This window comes from Patescibacteria group bacterium, from assembly GCA_040753135.1.
GTDB lineage: Bacteria > Patescibacteriota > Minisyncoccia > UBA6257 > Brennerbacteraceae > JBFMGR01.
This window is the reverse complement of sequence record JBFMGR010000002.1, coordinates 41,233-62,645: the sequence shown is the minus strand read 5'-3', so window position 1 is coordinate 62,645 and position 21,413 is coordinate 41,233. Positions and strand designations below refer to the sequence as shown.

Annotated in this window: 18 protein-coding genes; 1 reads left to right on the top strand and 17 read right to left on the bottom strand. The window is 41.8% G+C overall.

Features of this window, described 5'->3' with window-relative positions:
* Window positions 1-213 precede the first annotated feature (213 nt).
* Window positions 214-1,536 (bottom strand): trypsin-like peptidase domain-containing protein, encoded by a 1,323-nt coding sequence (locus AB1721_01080; protein ID MEW5805311.1) that lies wholly within the window; start codon window positions 1,534-1,536, stop codon window positions 214-216.
* A gap of 4 nt (window positions 1,537-1,540) precedes the next feature.
* Window positions 1,541-2,758, bottom strand: coding sequence for a cysteine desulfurase family protein (locus tag AB1721_01075; GenBank protein ID MEW5805310.1), 1,218 nt, complete (start codon window positions 2,756-2,758; stop codon window positions 1,541-1,543).
* Window positions 2,759-2,891: 133 nt separating this feature from the next.
* On the opposite strand from AB1721_01075, the gene AB1721_01070 reads away from it, so the two are divergent.
* Entirely contained in the window at window positions 2,892-3,521 is a 630-nt protein-coding gene (locus AB1721_01070; protein MEW5805309.1) for a transposase, read from the top strand.
* Between the two features lie 44 nt (window positions 3,522-3,565).
* Here AB1721_01070 and AB1721_01065 read toward each other — a convergent pair whose 3' ends face one another.
* From AB1721_01065 to AB1721_00995, 15 genes are all read right to left on the bottom strand, one after another.
* A complete protein-coding gene (locus AB1721_01065) occupies window positions 3,566-3,988 on the bottom strand; it encodes a hypothetical protein (protein MEW5805308.1) in 423 nt (140 codons plus the stop codon).
* A 19-nt stretch (window positions 3,989-4,007) separates the two neighbouring features.
* On the bottom strand, window positions 4,008-6,593 hold the full coding sequence (locus AB1721_01060) for a hypothetical protein (GenBank protein MEW5805307.1): 2,586 nt from the start codon (window positions 6,591-6,593) through the stop codon (window positions 4,008-4,010).
* 47 nt (window positions 6,594-6,640) lie between these two features.
* Window positions 6,641-7,420: a cohesin domain-containing protein gene (locus AB1721_01055; GenBank protein MEW5805306.1), complete on the bottom strand. Its 780-nt coding sequence runs from the start codon at window positions 7,418-7,420 to the stop codon at window positions 6,641-6,643.
* A gap of 18 nt (window positions 7,421-7,438) precedes the next feature.
* Entirely contained in the window at window positions 7,439-8,143 is a 705-nt protein-coding gene (locus tag AB1721_01050; GenBank protein ID MEW5805305.1) for a cohesin domain-containing protein, read from the bottom strand.
* Window positions 8,144-8,164: 21 nt separating this feature from the next.
* Complete coding sequence (locus tag AB1721_01045; GenBank protein MEW5805304.1) at window positions 8,165-8,698, bottom strand: cohesin domain-containing protein; 534 nt, start codon at window positions 8,696-8,698, stop codon at window positions 8,165-8,167.
* Window positions 8,699-8,719: 21 nt separating this feature from the next.
* The gene (locus AB1721_01040; GenBank protein MEW5805303.1) at window positions 8,720-10,357 is read right to left on the bottom strand and encodes a hypothetical protein; all 1,638 of its coding nucleotides are present in this window, start codon (window positions 10,355-10,357) and stop codon (window positions 8,720-8,722) included.
* Complete coding sequence (locus AB1721_01035) at window positions 10,354-11,871, bottom strand: putative glycoside hydrolase (GenBank protein ID MEW5805302.1); 1,518 nt, start codon at window positions 11,869-11,871, stop codon at window positions 10,354-10,356. The genes AB1721_01040 and AB1721_01035 overlap by 4 nt, the downstream gene beginning before the upstream one ends.
* Window positions 11,868-13,418: a choice-of-anchor Q domain-containing protein gene (locus AB1721_01030; GenBank protein MEW5805301.1), complete on the bottom strand. Its 1,551-nt coding sequence runs from the start codon at window positions 13,416-13,418 to the stop codon at window positions 11,868-11,870. Before AB1721_01030 ends, AB1721_01035 begins: the two co-directional genes overlap by 4 nt.
* Window positions 13,419-13,462: 44 nt before the next feature.
* Entirely contained in the window at window positions 13,463-14,743 is a 1,281-nt protein-coding gene (locus tag AB1721_01025) for a hypothetical protein (protein ID MEW5805300.1), read from the bottom strand.
* A gap of 125 nt (window positions 14,744-14,868) precedes the next feature.
* Window positions 14,869-15,648, bottom strand: coding sequence for a hypothetical protein (locus tag AB1721_01020; protein ID MEW5805299.1), 780 nt, complete (start codon window positions 15,646-15,648; stop codon window positions 14,869-14,871).
* A 66-nt stretch (window positions 15,649-15,714) separates the two neighbouring features.
* The gene (locus tag AB1721_01015; GenBank protein MEW5805298.1) at window positions 15,715-16,974 is read right to left on the bottom strand and encodes a hypothetical protein; all 1,260 of its coding nucleotides are present in this window, start codon (window positions 16,972-16,974) and stop codon (window positions 15,715-15,717) included.
* 101 nt (window positions 16,975-17,075) lie between these two features.
* Window positions 17,076-18,707: a LamG domain-containing protein gene (locus AB1721_01010; GenBank protein MEW5805297.1), complete on the bottom strand. Its 1,632-nt coding sequence runs from the start codon at window positions 18,705-18,707 to the stop codon at window positions 17,076-17,078.
* A gap of 149 nt (window positions 18,708-18,856) precedes the next feature.
* On the bottom strand, window positions 18,857-19,234 hold the full coding sequence (locus AB1721_01005) for a four helix bundle protein (GenBank protein ID MEW5805296.1): 378 nt from the start codon (window positions 19,232-19,234) through the stop codon (window positions 18,857-18,859).
* A gap of 56 nt (window positions 19,235-19,290) precedes the next feature.
* Window positions 19,291-19,773 carry a type II secretion system protein gene (locus AB1721_01000; GenBank protein ID MEW5805295.1) on the bottom strand — a complete coding sequence of 161 codons (483 nt, stop codon included), beginning with the start codon at window positions 19,771-19,773 and terminating at the stop codon, window positions 19,291-19,293.
* A 232-nt stretch (window positions 19,774-20,005) separates the two neighbouring features.
* A complete protein-coding gene (locus AB1721_00995) occupies window positions 20,006-21,229 on the bottom strand; it encodes a type II secretion system F family protein (GenBank protein ID MEW5805294.1) in 1,224 nt (407 codons plus the stop codon).
* Between the last annotated feature and the right edge of the window lie 184 nt (window positions 21,230-21,413).

Sequence of the window (21,413 nt, the reverse complement as noted above, 5' to 3'; positions counted from 1 at the left end):
AACGCAATCTGCATTATATTTAATAATATTAACCTTAATTATCTAAGTCGAATCTCACTTTATGCCCCGAGAAGCAATCGCGGCTTCTAACGGGATTCATTTAAGAATTTCTAATGTCTAATTCCTAATGACTAAAACTAAGTTATTATAAAAATTTAAACTAAAAAAGTCAAAAAAAACTTGGAAATTAGAAATTGGGAATTGGGAATTCCCCTACTCTCTTTCTCCTAAAACCACTTCAGCGATTATTTCTTTGTCCTTTCTTAAAGTTGTCAGATTGACCTTATCTCCCGGACTGTATTTTCTCAAAAGATCAGCCAAAGTCTGATCGGGATTAATTTTTTCTCTATTTATTTCCAAAATGATATCGCCTTGTTTGAGTCCGGCTGCTTCTGCCGGAGAGTCGGGAATTACTCCGGCATTGCCATTGTTATCCGAAACAATCAAAGCGCCATAATTCACCGGCAAATTTTTTGCCTTTTGAATCTCCGGCGTGATTATCTGATAATAAACGCCCAAATAAGCAATTTCTAAAGAGCCGGTTCTTTCTACCTGTTCAATAATTTTCTTGATTTGATTGATTGGAATGGCAAAACCGATATTTTCCGCGCTCAAAGCCATGGCGGTGTTAATGCCAATTACCTGACTGCGAAGGTTAAGCAATGGCCCGCCGGAATTTCCCCGGTTAATTGCCGCATCGGTCTGAATCAGGTCTTTAAAATTCTGGCCTTCAACCATAAGATTTCGATCCAGGCCGGAAACAACTCCAACAGAAACCGTATTTTTGAACTCGCCCAAAGCATTGCCAATCGCCACCACTGTCTGGCCGAGTTTCAGCTTATCAGAATCGCCCAAAGGCAAAGGAGTTAAGTCATTTTTTTTAACTTCCAAAATCGCTAAATCAAAATCAGGGTCCCGGGCAATCACCTCTGCGGGAATTTGATCGCCATTATTGAAAATAACGGTGTAGTCAGCCGCCGGATCAGCCACCACGTGCTTGTTAGTGGCAATCAAACCATTAGCCGAAACAATAAACCCCGAACCGCTGCCAATCTCTTTTTTTTCCGTGCCTTTCTGGCGGTATTGAGGAACGCCAAATCCGGGCGGAACCTCAATGCCAAAATCTTCAAACGGATTAACATAATACTGTTCAAAAACCGGCAGATCTTTGGAAACAATAACACTCACTACAGAAGGATTGCTTTTCTCAACCACCTTAACAACCTGAGCTTCATAATCAGCTACCGGCTGGGATAAAGGCAGTGGCGAAGCTTGATTCTCTATTTCTATTATTGTTTTTTCTGAATCCGAAGACGAGCTCCCATTGATTAAGTCAAGCTTATCCAGAAACAACTTAATCTCATTCCGCAGGTTCTGAATCCCCGCCCAAACGTTTGCTAACGGATTGTATTGCGCGCTTATTGTTTTGAGATAGCCCAAAGCAAAATCAGAACGAATCAAAACAGCGGCTAAAACAACCAAAATTGCCGCGACCGCTATTTTAAAATCTTTGTTTTTAAATACCTTAAAAATCATTTGATTATTTAGAAAAAATCTTGGGCAAGCAAGACAAAAAATAATTTATCTCTTCTTGGTTAGTTTTCCGGCCAAAAGAAAATCTTATCGCTGAATTTAACAAATTTTCAGACAACCCCATTGCTTTTAAAACGTGGGATGATTTTAACGCCTTAGCTTCGCAAGCCGCGCCGCCGGAAACCGCAATCCCAAACCGGTCAAACTGATAAATCAGCTCTTCGCTTTTAAAATCGGGAAGGCTGATATTTAAAATCTCGGCAATTGAACTTTCCGGTGAATTAACAACTGCCCGAGGATAAACTTTTTTAACATTTTTAATCAAAACGTTTTTAATGTCAAGAATCTGATTTGAGTTCTGATTAAGAAATTTATCTGCCAGCTCAATTGCCTTGGCAAAACCAATAATTGCCGGCACATTTTCCGTGCTCCCGCGCAAACCAAACTCTTGCATCCCCCCGAAAAACATTGGTTGAATTGAATTGGAAATTGGAAATTGGAAATTGGAAATTAAGACCCCCACCCCCTTGGGTCCATAGATTTTATGGCCGGAAACAGTCATCAAATCAACTCCGAGTTCGGCCAGCTTAATCTGCTTTAAATGCCCCAAACCCTGGGCTGCGTCAGTGTGGAAAAATGGATAAATCAATTCATTTAACTGATATTTTCTTTGATTTTCCGGCTTGAGTTTGTCTTGTTTAAACTGCTTAATAATCTCGGCAATCTCTTGGATCGGCTGGATCGCGCCGGTCTCATTGTTCACCTGCATAATTGAAACTAAAACCGTTTCTTTTTTCAGAGATTTTTTCAAATGGTCCAAATCAACTGCCCCGTTTTTATCAACATCTAAATAAGTAATCTGGGCTAGGCCCTGCTTTTCTAAAACCCGGCAGGGCTCTAATACTGAAGCGTGCTCTATTTTTGAAGTAATGATATGAGGAATATCCCCAGAATTCCCAATTTCCAGTTCCCAATTTCTAACTGTACCCTGAATTGCTAAGTTATTTGCTTCGGTGGCTGAAGCAGTAAAAATCACGTCAGTAAAATCAACGCCAAAATAATCGGCAATGGATTTTCTCGCCATATCCACTCCGGCTTGCGCTTCCTGTCCTAAAGAATGAAGCGAACCGGGGTTCCCGTATTTTTCGGAGAAATACGGCTTCATTGCCCTTAACACCTTGTCATCAACTGGCGTTGACGCCGCGCAATCCAAATAAGCTTTCATATTAAATATAAGGACTTGCGATGTCCTTAGATAAAAATTATAATAAATGATATATAACAATTATAATAATAAAATTTCTATGGTACAACTCGTACATACTTTAAATAGGGGCGTAGATAAACGAAAAATATTTATGGATGAACAAGATTACTTCCGCTTTGTTCATGACCTGTATGAATTTAATGACCAAGATTGGGTGAATAACGTAACCTACTTTTTCCGCCAAAAATCTAAGGACATCGCAAGTCCTTATATGAAAAAGAAGGCAAGGAAATTGTTGGTTGACATTCATGCTTTTTGCTTGATGCCAAACCACTATCACCTACTTCTTAGCCCAAGACAAGATAAAGCGATTTCGCTATTTATGAAAAAACTAAATATGGGTTATGCTAAATATTTCAATGAAAAATACAAAAGAACCGGAGCGCTATTTGAAGGAAGGTATAAATCTGCCCCAATTACTCAAGAATCGCACTTTCTCCATCTTCCCTATTACATTCATTGCAACCCCTTGGATTTAATCGCGCCAGAATGGCGAAAAAACAAATTAGACAACTATAACAAAGCAAAAGAATTTTTAGAGAATTATCGTTGGAGTAGCCATTTAGATTACTGCGGAAAACACAATTTCCCCTCTGTGACAAATCGGGATTTCCTTTTAGAAATCTTCAATGGAGAAAAAGAATACCGAAAATCAATTTATGATTGGCTTAAAAATTTAGAAACAGAAAATCTAAAAGATCTATTATTAGAAAAACCTTAATCTTCTTATAACATCGCTCTCTTACGACATCGCAAGTCGTAAATTTAAGGAGAGGGAGAGGGAGAAAAGAGATTTAAGCCTTGGGGCTGATCTTGTCGATTCGGCTGATTTTTAATCAGTTTGACCAACTGGCTCTCTGAAGAAATCTTTGCCCAAAAAACAATTTGAAAGGGATTAATCCTGACTGATCCTTTTGGCTGCCAAACTGCCGCAGAAATCGGGTTAAAGACAATCCTGCCTTGACTATCTTGCTGTAGAATCCAACTATCATCAGATAAGCGAGGGAAAGGAAAGAGCTTAAACTGACCAACATAAATATCGCCGGTTCTTAAATAAACAATTGAATAGACTGGCTCTTGACTAAAAACATTGAGCCTAACCAATAAATAAGCAATTAACCCCGAAACAAGCAAAACTGCCAAAAGAATTAAACCAAATCTCGCCCAATTATTCTTAAAAATTTGCATTTACCTTACTTTTACTATTTTATTGACACTCGCCTTTTTGGCTGAATAAATCACCTGCTTTAATACCAATGCAGTAAACCTCACCGGTAATCTGATCAATCAACTCAAGGTTTTTAGCCGTAATCTTTTCTGCGGTAATTCTCCTGCTGGTTAATTCCTTGGCCTCAATTAAACCAGCTTTAATATTGGCCGCGATTATCTGGTTAAAAGCCCCGATTCTATCAATTATTTTATTAAAGAAATCTAAAATTTGATATTTGCCATTGGGCTGATTATCCCCTAGTTCTATCTTAAAACTATCTCCATCGGTCAAATAAACATCAGGATCATACCAGGAAGGGTTAATAAAAACAACAATCTGACCGATCTTTTCAGGATCAGAGTTGTCATATTTTTCCATTGCATAACCGACAATTCGGCCGGCCCGGGTAGCTTTCATGCCCACACCAGTAATATTGCTTGAAGCAATCGGATCGCCGACTTTAATGGCACCGTTGATGGCGGAGACTTTTGTCATGACGCGGCCGGCCACAGACAAAGCTCTTCTGGTCTCATCTTTCCACCGGGTTTGATCATCTATTCTCATACTTCGACCGCCAGAAGCAATCAACACCCCTGGGTCTTTAGAGATAATCCCGATAACTCCAGAGTCATAAGCTTGTTTGCTTTTGTCTGCCCGAGCACTGTTAAGATCTTTGCCGAAACTGGAATCTAATGGACTGACAACTGAAATAATGTCTCCGGGTTCAATGCTCTGGTCTATTACTTCTATCATCTCAGCATAGTCCGGATCACCGCTGGGTGTTTGCGTACCGGCTGTTACAAGATTACCACCTGCTTGCAATCTCATTTCGGAAGTACCGGAGTCTCCCTGATCATCCCAACAAAGCGCGTTGACGGAACCCGCTGTACCGTCACACCCGGTGAGGGCGGTTACAGAAAACATTCTCCATTTACCTGCACCAGTGCCAGTACCCATATAAAGATCGCCTTCCACATCCAGGGTGCCGCTCGGCGAAGTTTTACCGATGCCGACCGAGCCGATGGCGCTGGAGCCGTTGTGGGCGAGGATGACATTGCCCTCACCGCCGCCGGTGTCCGGGCCGCCGGAAATATAAACACCGCCGGCGCCATTATTTAACATACTGTCGCCGCCCAGAAGATATAAATGGCCGCCGGCCGCATTACCGGGAGAAACAACTGATCCGGCTTTAACGGTTAGATTATTTCCGGCACCACTGGTGCTATCGGCAACCTTAATAGTTCGGCTGGCTCCAGTGGAAAGATAGATGTTGCCGGAGGTGTCAAAAGTCACTTTAGGAGTATTGGTTACCGACCCGTAGGTAAAACCCAAATAGTTATTGTTATCGTCATCAACCAGCATTGTCCATTGGTTTGACCAGCCGCTGTCAGGCCGAAGGACAAATAGCGGATCATTGGCGCCGCTTGAGGTAACCTGCAGTCTTGCCTGACTGCTAACAATTTCGAGGTTAGCGTTATCTTTGGGCGCCGTCGTCCCGATGCCGACGTTGCCTTTGTCATTGATATAGAGCGCCGGGTTGGTGTCGCCGGCTTGGGCATAGGCGTAAAAGCGATTGCCGGTGGTGGGTGAAACCGAATAGGCAGTCGGGGCGGTGGTAATGTTGGTAGTCGGGGAGCGCAGTCTAATCCAGTATTTGGTGACGCCATTAACAGAGGTGGTAGCCCAGTCAGAAGGAGCCGTAAAAGTAACCGTACCGTCGACAGTTAAATTGGTGGTACCGTCAGTAATGGTTAAAGCGCTCCAGGCACCATTCCAGTATTGGGCCGAGAGGGTGACACCAGCCCCAGCTGTGGCAATATCAAAATAAACTGTCGCAAATTTATGGTCTAAACCAAGGTAAAGTTCATCGTCAGAGCTGGCCTCAAGAGCAAGCAAAGTAAAGGCCGTGCCGCCAGAAGTTTTGGCTTCGGTAGTATTGTCGGTGTAGGCTACACCTCCGTCAAAGTTATAAACCGTATCAAAGGCCGTAGGCTTTAAGGTCAGCACTCCCGCATCAGCCAAAAGGAGACTGGTATTATTGGCCCCATCATAAAGGCCCAAAATGTCGGCCACGTTGTCTTGTTGAACAGTCAGTTTTTGAGAGGGGCTCGTCGTGCCGATACCGACACGCTGGCTTGAGTCGATTCTCATCGCTTCCGTACTACTGGTTTGCAATATTAGAGGGTAAGCTTGTTGAGTTTGGGCGATATAAAAACCGGAGTTATAAACACTTTGTAAATAAGCTCTCACGGCGCCAGTTGAACTGCGAAACTCTAGTTTTGGATTGGCATTTGAGTTCTCGGCGATGAGGGTTTCACCGCTTGAAACACTGCTCAAGACATGTAAAGGCGCAGAGGGCGAGATAGTGCCAATTCCAACCTTATCTCCGGTATTAGTTAGATAAACATTGGTGCCGCTCCGGGTCCAGGGCAGAGATAAGTTTCCGCCGGGCGGAGATTGAGTCGGATTCTGCCAAGCAAAAACAATCATCGCAAAACTTAAAAAACCGACCGCAATCAGAGCAAAAATAGCTTTGCCAAAACCATTTATTTTTTTAAATTTAGTCTGAAAAATATTTTTCATCTTTACCGGACAATTATAACTCTATCTTATTATAACATTATCTTTTATCATTTAAACAAGTTCTTAAAGAAATTTCCCAAAGCGCTGAAAATTCCTTTGATAAACTCAAAAATAGGCAAAGCGCTGCGGTCTTTCTCTGGCTCTGTAGTTTCTCTTTTTTGATAACTCTGAACATAACGTTTTAAATTAGGAAACAAACCGGTTTCGGTCTCTTCAGATTTTGGAGACGGTTTTGGCAAAACGGAAACAACTGGACTAAAGCTCGGGTTAGAACTGGGGCGCAGAGATGGCCAAGGAGTAAAGGAAACAGCTGGTGTTGGCGTAACTGGCAAAGAAGAACCAGAAATAGTTATTAGAGCTGGCTGGCCATAAGAAACAATCACATTGCCGGTCTCATTGATTGCTACGACTTCAGTTTGCTGGGGAATGCTGATATTAGTTTGTCCGGCTGTTTTTGTGGTGAAGCTTAAATTAACCAAATCAGAAATGCTGCTTACTGGCGCAGTCGGCGGCGCGCCAAGAACAACAGAGGCTTTGCCTTGATTATTATCTATATTCGCAGGCTGAAGAACTATCCCAAAAGCAGAAGAAGGTGTGATGCTATTAAGCCTTAATCTGTTAGCGTCAAACTCTAAATAAAGCTCAATTGCGCTAACTCGGTTGGTTCCGGGATTGATTTTCAGCTTTAAGGAAAAGTTCTTATTAACAGAGCTCTGGATTGTTTTTGGTTCAAAATAAAGCGAGCTTGCTGGAGCAGCCCAAACGGCTATTGGCAAGAGCAAAAAAGCCAAAATTGAACAAAAAAAGACTTTAATTTTATTACTCAAAATCATTTGATGCTGATTTTAATGCCCAAAGCCAAAATTCACAACTAAAGCATTGTAGTCATAAATGTCTATTCTGCCATTTCTAAGAATATCAGCCCTAATCCAACCTGGAGTTGAATTAGTTTGACCAAAAACAGTCAGCAAAGCATTATAGTCGCTAAGCCAAACTTCGCCGTCTAAATCCAAATCCGCATCATTGTAAATCGGGCTTGGACTGGGAGAAGGAATCACAACAGAAACAACTGCTGAGCCATAGCCAGAACTAATAATCACATTGCCGGTTTCGCCCAGTGCCGCGGCTTTGGTGGTGTTAACCACAGCCACAGAAGCATTGCCAGCCGCTGCTCCTGTTTTGGCTTTAAAATTAAGAGTAACCAGATCAGAAACGGCGCTGACTGGCGAGGCCGGAGGACTGCCAACTGTAATTGAAGCAGTGCCAGCAGTATTGTTAATTGCCGCTGATTTTAAAACAGTAGAAAAGGCGCTGGAAACACCTATACTATCTAGCCGCAGTCTGGTTTTATCAAAAGAAAGATAAAGCTCAATTGCGCTAACCCGATTGGTTCCAGGATTAATCTTAACCTTCAGGGAAAAACTATTATCTGGATTAACAGAGCTGTTCTGTGGTTCAAAATAAAGCCGAGTATCCGGAGCTGCTAAGACAACTCCAGTTTGAATAATAACAATTAAGCTCGAAAAAAGCACAACAAAAAATTTTTTCATTTTTTTAATCTTTCTTCCTAATTACTTCCTATTAATTCTTAATTGCAGGGCGCCAAACCCCTCTAAAACATTGGCGGTCATTCCGATTGCCGCAACTTGAGAGTTGTTTTCAACTTTAACCACGCCCCTGCCCACCTGATCTTCGGCAGTAAAATTAAGATAAAGCACATCAGATTCCTCGCCAACCGGAGCAGTCGGAGGAGCGCCAAGAGTAATTGAAGCTTGGCCTGTTTGATTATTAATCTCTGCCGGCATTAAAGCCACTGAAAAGGCGGTTGAGGTGGTAATTCTGTTCAAGTTAACCAGCTCCGAATTAAAAGAAAAATAAAGCTCTTGAGCAGTGATTTTTTTGCCAACCGGGTCTATTCGTAAAGCAACTGTGAAATTATCGCCTGATTTAACAGAAAAGCTTTCAGGCAGAAAATAAAGTTTCACTCCGCTAATAGATTGAGGAGTTGGTTTGACTGTTATTTTGTTCAAATAAAACCAACTACCAACAGCAACCGCACCGAGCAAAATTAAAACAATTAAACCTAAGTATTTTTTATTTGTCATTTTTGTTTTTAATTTAATTAATTATCGCCCAAAATTCCCCACTAATATATTATAATCAAAAATATCCACTTTGCCATCTTTAATAATATCTGCCGGAATAAAGCCCGGGGAACCGGCTTTGCCAAAGTCGGTAACAAGAAGGTTGTAGTCATAGATGTCTACTTTATTATCTTGGTTAAGATCAGCTAAGAGCGGCGCGACCTCGGTTGGTGTAATATAGGCAATGGCAAAAGGGCCAATTCTAAGGGTTTTATTCTCAAGAGGTCTGGTTTGGGGTTGCATTTGGTTTTCTTCGCTGTTTGGGGCGAGCCAATCCTCGGCTAAAACAATGGCTGAGTAAGGGGTATTCGGGTCAATATTTTCAAAATAAAAACTCTGGCTAACAGGCTTTTTATTAATAATCGCGATTGATCCGGTTTGAGCTTGGCTGGGTTTAAAAAAGTAAGCGGCAGCATAGCCCGGATTGTCAATTACCGCAAACTTAGAATGTCGGGAAAAAGCCTCTCCAATCCAGGCAAAAGGCCAATATGGGGGCGTTTTGACAAAAAATTGCTCAAAGGAAAAAGCATTGTCCGGCGGATTTCGATCCTGACTGTAGTAAGTTTCATAAATATTGTTCTTAACCTGAAGGAGCGCATTAATCGGCGATTCACTTTTTCCCCACAAAAAGTGACGGTTGGCAATGGTAATTTGCGGGTACTTAAGAAGATTGAGCAAAAAGTAGTAAGTGTAAACCGAAGAAGAATAGGTATTAGTCATAAAAGGATTTTCTTGTTCCGGGCCGGACAGGGTATTCCATTCAGTAGTCCAGATTTTTTTGTTAGGATACTGGGCTTTAACCAGATCAACCAATCTTGCTAGCTTCTCATTTACCGAGGAGAAGATATATTCTTGGTGTTCCGGGTTGGTAAGACTGGTGGACATGTTAGGCTCGGGTTGAGAATTAAGATAGGGGTGAACAATAATTGCATCAAACCAGTCGGCATTGGGAGGTGCTTCATTCCCCCACCGACTATCCCCGCCACTCCATAAAACACGCTGGTTAGCGACAATACCAATCTGGGCATTGGGATAATACTCTTTAATTTTAACGGCAGCGGCCTGGGCTTTTTGCAGATATTCGTTTAAAGACATATAAGCATACATCTCATTGCCCAGTTCAAAATATTTGATATCAATCCCGGCATTTTTGATTTTTCTTAAAGCCGCTGCTGTTTGCGCCGGAGTGTTGATATAAAGATTAAGTTGAACAATAACTTCTTGTCCGTACTCATGGGCTTTATTAATAAAATCAATCGGATTAAGATTTCTAACTAAGGTCTCAAATGATTTTTTTTGAAACTGATAATCTTTGTTGTGCGCCCCTAAGATTTCTTCTGCGACTTGCCAGTTTGGAGCAAAAGTTTCCCAGTCGTAGAAATTGCCGACCGTGCCTCCGGGAAAGCGGATAAGATTAGTTCCGGTTTTGTCAAAAGCCATTTTGTTGTAGCTAAAGGAAATCGGGGTGATGCCGATCCAGGATTCATTAAAACTGTTAACAAGCTTGGGAATAAAGTGGGAATCATCCAGGTTAAAAGATACATTGGCGGCGTAAGTAGACGAGGGTAGAAAGACAAGGGGAAAGATAACTAGGATAAAAAGTGTAAGAATATATTTCATCTCTCAAAATTCTCTACTAATATATTATAATCAAAAATATCCACCCTGCCGTCTTTAATAATATCAGCGGCAATAAAACCCGGGGAGCCGGTTTTGCCAAAGTCAGCAACTAAAAGATTGTAGTCGTAAATATTCACCTGGTTTCCCGGAGTATCTCCTTCGTCGGTCAGGTCAGCGGGGTTGCGGGCTGGGTTTTTGAGAAGTACTAACCCGCTTCGGGTTGCAACATGGATTGTGCTATTGGCAGGATAGACGGCAGAGGTGTAGGGGTTAAAGAGCGGTACTGCCGGCTGATACGTGCGCTGGGTATCCGTGGGATTGACAAGGACCAGGCCGTTGTCATAATCCCTGCGGTAGAGGAAGGACGTTTGCCGGTAGGGACCTACGGGATTCCCCAAGCGGATACGGGTTAGGTTCTGCGTCGGTTCCGTGTGGATGCCGGGACCCATGGCGCACTCGAACTGAAAGGCAAACAGCGGTGACTGGTTGCCGAGCAGGTAGGACGCATAGGTGAACAGTCCGTGGCGGTCGCACTCTTCCTGGTTGGGGAACTGCTCGCTGGCATGAAAGTTCAACCAGCCGCGGAGCTGATTATTTCGGAGCGCCGTGATATCCCGGATGCGATTGACGGTCCCCAGCCAGTCACCGGTTGTCATGGTGCGATAATCGGCAAACGGGTTTTCAATCTGTACTCCCTGCGTCTGGAGATCCCGGTTAAACTGGATGCGGTCGACAGGGTCGCTCCCGTCCCCGGGTCCGCCGCCGACGCTGTTGGTGATAATAAGCGCCTTTTTCATTGTTGGGTCCGGGTCGTTGTTTTTGCGGTCTTGGAGGGAGCGGCTTAAGCTGATGAGTTTGCTGTTCCACTCGTCCCGCGTGATGGCGTGGCCGTTTATGAAAGGTTTGGAGTAATAAAACTTTTGCATGAAGTTAGGATACATAAGGTCAAGGTAGACGCCGTCATAACCAGCATCAATGTAGTGTTTAATTTTGCCATATAGGAAATTCTGATAAAAGGAGTTCGCCGGATCCATGAGGTGCCCGTCACCCTCATAAAACCAATAGTTACCCGTTTTTTCAATTTTGTAATAAACATATCCACCACCACTGTTTTTCATAAAAGCATCACGGTGATTTGTCCAGAAGTTATCAAATTGTCCTTGGGAATTTTGAAGATCGGCGTGGATTTTCCCTGGCGGGATACTATCAACCTCTTTGTTATCAAACAGGGTGCAGCAGAGTAGATGGAGGATAACTTTAATTTGGGGGAGACGGGAGTGGATTTCCTGGATTTTTCCGGAGGTAAGGATGCTTGTATCCACAAAAGGATTACTAAAGAGATAGAGGGGATTTTCAGCGGTAAGATTATCAAGAAATCGGGGGCGGGAAATGTTTTCGAAAATCTTGCCGTGCATTTTGAGATACGGCGATTCGGCCGCGGATACGGGGCGAACTCCTATAAGTGTCAAGCCGGAAAAAAGGAAAAGAGTGAAAAATAGCAATATTTTTTTCATCTGCCAAAATTTGTTACCAGGATATTATAATCAAAAATATCCACCTGGCCGTCTTTAATAATATCAGCGGCAATAAAACCCGGGGAACCGGTTTTGCCAAAGTCAGCAACTAAAAGATTGTAGTCACGGATATCAACATCCGCGTCTCGGTCTAAATCCCCTAAAATGAGGGTGGTATCTGGAGTGGGGGTAACAGTAGGCGTAGGCGGGAGTCCGCCAGTACTGTACTCAAACGCGCCTATATCCGGAACGCCGGCTATAGACCGTCCGTCAAAGTCTTGACTGTAACCCAAGTGAACACCTTTATCAATTGCCGGACTATGAGACAAAAGGTGGAGATCTCCATTTGAGAGATTAACAAATTGAGGGTTTTGGTCAACCATATCACTACTGTTGGCGTAACTGGAAGGGAAAGAGGCCCCAGAGATAAAATAAAATACATTGTTTGAGTGGGAAAAGTTAACCTGGTTGGAAGCGCCATATTTCGTATCTGAGTACACAATGTTGTTTCGGAAGTTAACAGTACCCGCAGAGGCTGGCTGCCAGATCCAAAAGATGTGCTTACCCGCGCCCGTGGTTTCTACAATTGTATTGTTTTCAATCCTCAAGTTTTGTACGTCAACTTGAAATCCTCCGCCAGTGCCATTGTGGATACTTGCAAAACTATAATTGTTGTATGAAATATTGTAGGCGATGATATTGTTTCTCATGCTCTTGGGGTTCTTGCCCCCCACCTCCATGAAACCATTGCATCCTTGAACAAAATTGTGATGGATATAGTTGTTATCCATATTTCCTGGGGTCGAAGAGGTAGAGTAAAACTCAAAAGCCCCGCCGTCATAGCCGTAATCGTAGCTTGGAGCACGACAGTTGATAATCTGATTATACGATACTTCATTATTTGCACTCCGTATCACTATACCGTTTGCACCAAAGTCATCGTCACCGCCCTGGGTATTAACCACCATGATGCCATCGTGAATGTAATTGTTCGTGATGAGATTGTGAGTTCCGCGAACAAGTATGGCTTGACCTGTTGAGACAGCTTCAATATTTCTAATGGTGTTGTAATCTGCGCCCACCTCAATGGATATACCGGCTTCTTTTGTGTCTTTAACCAGAACATCCTCAACAAGAATGTAATCGCCCCAGAGCTCGATCGCGTGATTCCAGGTACCTCCTGGATTTTGAAAAGTCGGTTTGGCAATTGCTGAACCGTACGCCCCAATGGTAATCGGATTGTTTGCCTGTCCAGAACGGGTGATAGTCAATTCCCCTGTCCAAGTACTTCCGCGCTGAAATAGCAGTTTGTCACCAGGCTGAAGATTGACACTTTTGGCCCTGGAGAGCGATTGCCAAGGACTGAATTCGCTGGTGCCGTCATTGACGTCAGAACCGTTGTTTGCAATGTAATACGTGACAGCAGCATAGACGGGGGTAGCTATGTTCAAACATAGAAAGAGAAGAATAAGAAAGAAAAGTGCATGAGCATATTTTTTCCGCATGTTAAATTTACAACTGATAATCCTGATCCTTATATCCATCATACGGGTTTGATTTAAGATCCTCAATGGAGAGAAGGGGCAATCAGTTACTGCCCGAAATTACCTACGACTGTATTATAATCAAAAATATCCACCCTGCCATCTTTAATAATATCCGCCGGGATAAAGCCAGGGGAGCCGGTTTTGCCAAAATCAGCAACAAGGAGGTTGTAGTCATAGATATTGACCTGGTCAGTCGGGGTATCCCCTTCATCGATAATATCGCCGGGGATTGAAGCGGGCGGTGAAGGTGAGGGGCTTGGCAGAGAAACAAACTGGGCGATCAGATTTTGCAGTCGGTTGAAGGACGGCTTTTTGCTTAAGTCGTAGCGTAAAACTCCGTTGCGGTTCATGTCGTCATTGGTACAGATATTGGTTGGCGTGTCATTGGCTTTAAACCAGAAAACAAATTTAGCTCCGGCGCTGGCATTGCAAAGATAAATATCAGTCAAGGTCTGGGGCTGGGTTTGGTCAGAAGCTGAACCCAAATAAGGACATTGACCAGAAATGTCCGGTCCAGAAAGATTGGTTTCGGTTAAAGCCAGAGGAAGATTACTTTTCCCATGTTGATCAAGATATTGACGGATAGATCTGGTTTTATTGTAAATCTCGGAAACGGTCCGAGCATAAACATGGACGGAAAACACATCCATTTTGCCTGTTTCAACCGCTTTTTGAGTGAAAATAAATTTTTCCTGACTAGGATAAATCGCAAAAGTCGCCGGCCCCCAGACACGCGCTTGGGGATCTTCTTCTTTAATAACATCGTAGGCGGCATTTAAAAGTTTAATATAATCATCCGGCGTACCCTTAAAAAATTTGGCGACATCCGGCTCGTTCCAGATTTCCCAGTCTTTGATGATGTTTCTGCCCGGTTTGCCGTAGCGCCTGACTAACTGTCTGATAAAGCTCTTCCAGGTATATAGATTTTCAGGAGGGTAAATATCCGCATCAGGACTGTTTGGCCGGCTTGAAGCCCAAGCAGGAGTTCTGACAATTATTGCCAGGGGGCGGATACTTTCCCGGGCCAAAGCCTCAAATTTGGTATCAACCTCTTGCCAACTAAAATTTCCTCTGGTTTCTTCCACTTGGCTCCATTTAATGCTTTCTCTGACCATGCCGACCCGAGTTTGTCCAAGGGCTTCTGCAATCTGCGTAAATTTCGCCGGTGTCGCACCCTGATTAGCGGCAATGCCAAAGAAAGAATGATTAAGCCAATTGGGCTGATAATTATTAATCGAACAAGAAAAATTGGCCCCTAGAGTCACGCCTTGAGAAGAAAAAATAAAAAACAAAGAAGCCCCCAAAAAAATTAATAATTTTCTCATCTTTCAAAATTCCCCACTAATTTATTATAATCAAAAATATCCACCCTTAAGTGAGCAGGAAAAATTTACTGCAGAAACAGTTGCTTTAAAGAGAAAAAACGAAATAACAAAAAACAAAAACTCCTTCATTTGCGGCAATAAATGCTTTTGGGATTAAGCTGACAGAACTCAGATCTTTTTTCTTCGCCCACAGGAGTTTGGGAAAAAAGATTATCAAAAGGATTTTTTAAATCAAAATATTCCCAAAGAGAATAAGTCCCCTCTTCTGTTTGGCAAGAATCTCCGTTAATCACTTGCCCGTCCATACATTGGCAAAATTTACCGGAAAGATTGGGCAGAAGCACACCGGGAACAAAAGATTTCACCAATTCCGAATAACAGTTTTCTGCCTGGGAAACCGATAGCAGTTTAAGATAATAATTTGTTGACCCATAAAGCGTATAATTCCCCTCGCTTATTTTTTGGGCAAAAACTTCAACCGGCTTACCCCAATAAGACTTTTCTTTCCTTTCATCTAAAACAAAATCAATTAATCGCCCTTGTTCTTCGGGCAGCGGCCCTTCGCCCCTTCCCACAATCACTTCTTTACTATTGTCAACTTGCACCGAGCAAATCCCGTCAAAATGACAATCATAAGTGATATTTGTAATTACTCCGGTAAAATTCTGCCCAAGAGAACCGGGGGGCAAGCTTTTAGGACCTGGGCACGGGGCAAACTCGCAGTTTGGCCCAACCCGACCGACCATTGTCCCATCTGGACAAGCCATCATCTCAAGAGTGCAAGCTTTGTTTTTGGAGAGAAAATTGGTTTTTAACTCGTCAAAATTCAAACCCAGATAAAAAGACCCAGAGACAAGAAATAATCCCAAAAGAACAAGTAAAATTGGTTTGGATATTAAGGTCATGTTTATAAATATTTTTAATTAATCCCTTATTTAAACTATAACTCTTTTTAAAAAACCTGGCAAGGATTACTGAATCTCAAACCCTTGGGGCAAAATACCCGTCTGGGCATCAGGATTAATAACAACCAGATTCCAAAAACCGGTTTGTTTTCCAGTTAAATCAAACTCGCAGGATTGCAAACTGGTTGGACCAACGAAAGTGCATTCTGTGGCTGGAAAAATATCAGCAAAACCCGGCCGAGACAACTTAGTTTTAGCACCAGACTGGAAATTTTCGCCCGTAATATTAAAGCTAACCGTGCTGGTAGCTGAAGAAGGTGAAACATTAGAGATAACCACATTAGAAACCGGCATTACCGGAACAGAAAAACTATAAGAATCAGTAAAAACGAATTTGGGAATAATTGTCTTTGACCTTGCGGTTATCTGGACATAAACCGTGTTAATTGACCGACCCTGCTGGCGATTAACCTGGACTTTGTAATCAACCGTAGCGCAGGAATTAACTTCAGCATTGGCGCAATTGAAACTGACCCAGCCAATATTTTCTGACCAAGCCCAGCCAGAAAACTCGCCAGTAGAGCTAGAAATAGAAACCTGATAGCTGACCGTAGAACTCGTGTCTTGCGAATTAAAACTTAACCAGCCAAATAAATCAGACCAAGCCCAGCCATGCAGAATCCAATCTGAATCTGAATAAACCTTATAGTCAACCGTATCGCAAGAATTGGTGGATAGACAATTCAAACTTAAGTAATTGTTAACCCAGGGCGAATAAGCCATTCCCAGAAAGTCGCCTTGGCCTAAAGGGATCCTAACTTCTGAATTAGACGGCTTAAAATCAATCCAGCCAACCCCCTCATTGAGGTCTTGAGATGAAGCCCCGCCAGACCAAGCCCATTGATTCGGCGGCAAAGCTTCTGACAAAGCCGCGTTTAAATAAGAAAAATCTAAATCAGTTACCTCAACATTTTTTGCACTAAGATAAAGTTTACCCCCGGTCCCCTCTTGTTTATAAATCCGGCCGCTCTCTAAACCAAAAACAGTCGGATTTTTTGAACTGTCGTTCATTGCTAAAGATAAAGTTGAAGAGGCGCCATTAATTTTTTGAGCGCTCCTGATTGACTGTTCTATTACTTGAGAAACAAACCTTAGATTGGAAGAAACCTGACCCTTAAACTGGACATCATAATAATAGCGGTAAATTTCGCCTAAAAATCCAACTAAAACCAAACTAACGGCGCCTAAGATTGCCACATAAATGATTAATTCTGTCAAGGTGAATCCCGGCTTTCCAAAAGAAGGCCTGTTGTTAAATTGTTTCACTGTTTCATTGTTGGGCCGCTGAACCATTATATAGATTTTAGCAACAACTTAATAACTTAACAATTTAGCAATTTGACAATGAAGCAATAAGACAATGAAATTCACCGATTCCACAATATTGAAATGTCTTGAATCAAAGGCGAGGTTGAGGTGCCGGTCAAAAATATTTTATATCTAAGATAACGATGATTAAAATGATTTTTAGAGATAATCGGCACTGCCGTATTGGATTGAGCTGAGCCAGAAGACGGATAATAACTGGATGAAGTATTGTCATAACCAACAAAAGTCCAGGGGCCAGAAGAAGAATCCGCGCTTGCTAACTGAAATTTGACAGAATTGCCGCTGCCTAAAGTCCCCTGCCAAAGCAAAGACAGTAAAATAACGCCTTTTTCTTGCTGGCTGTCAAAAACAACTGAACTCAAATCTCCTGAAGTGCTGGAAGCAAGATTCAACTCCAAACTGCCCCCAGAAAAAATTATCGCCGAACTGGCAGTATCAAACTCGGTTGGAGAAAAAAAAACTGCCTCTTGAGAACCGCTTCCTCCGGACCAATCGGTTTGATAAAAAACATTGTTCAAATTAGTCCTGGTAATATATTCTTCTTGTGAAGCGAGAAAACCGTTGCCCCAACTAACCGTGTAAATAACTTTTTTTGTTCCCGGATCATTGTCTCCGCCAGAAGCAACGATATTATTACTGCTGTCTCTTAAAACTCTTTCTAAATAAAAAGACCGGGTGAACTCAATATTTGCCACAGCGGTTGTTTCTTTACCGTGCTTTAACTGCCAGATGCCGGCGCTATTAAATGGATAAAATTTGTTAATTCCAGAATAAAGGCCGCTAATTTCTTGAGAATCTAAGGCCCGGTTATAAATTCTGACTTCATCAATCCGGCCGGAAAACTTAGCCGAATCAGTCGCCCGACCGCCGATTAAAAGGTTCTCATCATTAACCGCGGCTCCGGTTGAGCAAGCAGACGGACTGCCAACCGGTTGGCCATTAAGATAAAGGTTGATATTTGAACCATCATAAGCTGCCACAACATGCTGCCAAACATTCTGGGCTAAAGTTCCGGCAGAATAATCACAAGTAGTAGAAGGAGTTTTCAGAATTAATCTCAAACTGCCAGAAGAATTAGCCAGTTCATAACCAGTGACAGTTGAAGTAGAAACTTTAGCCAAGATGGGATCGTAAGCAGCAAGATCTGTCGGGTAAACCCAAACAGAAAAAGTCATTGCGGTAGTTAAATCAATCGGGCTGGAGGTGGCAGTGGTGTCGCTAACCTGAAGATAGTCATCAACGTTGTCAAAGCTCAAGCATTGGCCCGCTTGGCAGTTATCGCTTGTTTGCCAAGCTGAAGCCAAAGAGGTATTGCCCGAGGAACCGAGATTAATCGCGGCATTAAAGCCAAAGATTTCGTCTAAAGCAAGACTGTTATTATTAGCGCTGTCTGCGCCTTCATCCAAAGATAAGTAAACTATTCCGCCACTGGCTGACCAAAGCGAATGCCAGTCATCATTAATCAAACTTTCTACAGAAGAGGCCATGTCATTAATTAAAGATTGGGCCAGAGATCGCTCCCGAGAGACCTTGGCGCTTTTCAAAGAAGCATAGATCAAACCAACAACAGAGGTTGAGATAACCGCAATCACGCCAATACCAACTAAAAGCTCTATCAGAGATTGACCTCTATAAAATTTCCAATTTCTAATTTCTAATTTCCAATTCATCTCCTATTCTTTATAAAATTTCTCCGCCAAAGGCGGATCCGCCTTCGGCGGACAATTTCTAATTTCCAAAATTTAGACATTGTCCAGAAAATTTCGGATTCCTAATTCCCAATTCATAATTACTATTTAGAAAATTTCAAATTCTTTTCTCAACTGCTTTTATTATTCCTTGATTTTTTAATAATAGCAATGAAAATCAATTGGAGTTCATTTGCCTCTTGAGATAATTCTTCTGCCCGGCCAGCTAATCCGGGAGCGGCCCGAGAAACCATTCTTAACCAATATTTAGCTTCTTTGGCTTCTTTTTTACAGATTCCCAATTTATGTTCAAAATCTCTTTTAGATTCAGCGCAGTCCGCTTCACAATAATTAGCGCCAATACTGGTGCCGCAACGAATCAACTGATTTATAATTGGCAAAGTTATATAATTTTTAGGGATTTCCTTACAAAAATCAATAATCGCTTCGCCAAATTCAGCGCTTCTCTCTTCTAAATTATAAACCCTTTTAGATTGACCGTCTTCCATCTAATTTAAATCTTAAAATTGGAAATTAGGAATTAGAAATTAGAAATTAATGAGCTTCACTCTTCCGAGATCCCGCCGGCAGAGTTAATCACAATCGTTTTTACCTGTGAAGAGCCGGATAAAACCAGCTCAATGGTAGAACTGGCGTCCGGCAAACCGGTTAGCTTCTGGAAAAGGACTTCATCATAATTGCCAGCCGAAGGAGTCTGGAACTTAACTTGATTCGGCAGAGAATAATACTCTTTGACATTAGCCGGCGCATAAGTGCTGGAGAAAACAGCAACAAAAGGAGAGGAGGTATTAGTATTATCAAGCCTAACTCCCCAAGCATTGCCTTCTTTTTGAGAAACTGATTCTTGTTGAGCTAAGCGGATTAAAAAGATAATCTCTTCAAAGCTATTCTTTAAAACGCTTTGGCGGTAAGAATTTGAATATGTAGCAACGCCAATTGTCGCCAAAACAGACAAAACTAGCAAGGTAACAATCAGCTCAATCAGCATAAAGGCGGCTTTGCCGCGGAATAATGAATAATGAATCATGAATTAGAATTTCCAATTTCTAATTTCCAATTTCCAATTCATCTCCTATTCTTTATAGAATTTCCAATTTCTAATTTCTAATTCTTAAAACCCAACGAAATTCAAAAGTCAAAAGTCAAAATGAAAGATTAAAATTCAAAAAGACTTCAAAATTTAAATTTTTTGAAAATTGGAGATTGGAGATTTTGGGGTTGTTATTCAATAATAAAATTCCATAATTCATAATTCAAATTTATGAATATTGACTGACCAATTGGTAAATTGGAATAATTACAGAAAAAGCAATCAGGGCAACAATCCCGCCGATGAAGATAAGCAGGGCCGGTTCCAAAAAAGAAACAAAGGTTTTTAAGGATTCGTCAATCTCTTTCTCATAAAACTCAGCCAAAGTCCCCAAAATTTCTTCAACGTGTCCTGATTTTTCGCCAATCGCGATCAAGTTAATCACCACCTGGGGAAAAATCTGTTCCTTTTTAAAAGCCTCGCCAATCGGCACCCCTCGGCTAATTTCTTCTTTGGCAATTCTTAACAGCGCCCGCCTCATATTTTCCTCTCCAACTGCCTCGGCGGTAATCTCTAAGGCAGTAACAAAAAGAATCCCGGCTTTTAATAAACTCCCCAAAGTGGCAGAAAACCTTTGGATTGCTAATTTCATAAAAATGTCTTTAACTAAAGGCGTTTTTCTTAAAAGATTATTAGAGATCTGCTTGCCCCGTCCAGTCTTGAAAAGAAAAACTCCTAAACCAATCAGCGAACCAAAAAGCAACGGCAAAACAAGCAAAGAATGCTGGTTAACAAATTTACCAAATGAAACTATTATTCGAGTGTAAAAAGGCATCTCGGCTCCGCTGCCTTCAAAAACAACCGAAATTCGCGGCAAAACAAAAGTAACCAACAAAACAACAATCGCAAAAGAAACAGTTAAAAGCAGAACCGGATAGATTAAGGCGCTTCTGACTTTGCCCTTTAAATCAGCTTCTTTGGCATAAGAATCAGAGATTTCCATTAAAGTCTGCTCCAGATTGCCAGAAGTTTCTGCGGCTTTTATCAAATTAACCACAATACCGGAAAATATTTCCGGGTGGTTTTGGAAAGAAGTGTAAAAAGGATTGCCTTTTTCCAAGTTGCCCCTAACTTCCAGCAAAAAATTCCTGATTGCCGGCTTGGTAAAATCCTGAATCAAGATATCAATCGCTTTAAATAAATCTGTGCCAACCCGAAGCATCAAAGATAAGTACTTCATTAAAAAAATCTTGTCCTGAAGGGTAATCTTCCCCCCGCCTATTAAGCCGGCAAATTTATCTTTAACCACAACCACTTCTTTCAAGGGTTTAACACTAATCGGCTTTAAATCTTGCTTGGCAATCAAACCCAAAACCTCGTCTAAAGAGCTGGCTTCGACATCGGCTTGGTAAACTTTGCCGTGAGAATCAGCGGCGGTGTAGTGAAACAACATACCTTAAAAATTTCCAATTTCTAATTTCTAATTTCCAATTCATCTCCTATTCTTTATAAAATTTCCAATTTCTAATTCCTAATTTCCAATGAAATGCCTGATGCTAAAAAATTAAGAATTTAGAATTTCATTAGGAATTAGATATTGGTAATTAGAAATTAAGTTAGTCGCGATTACTCGCGAA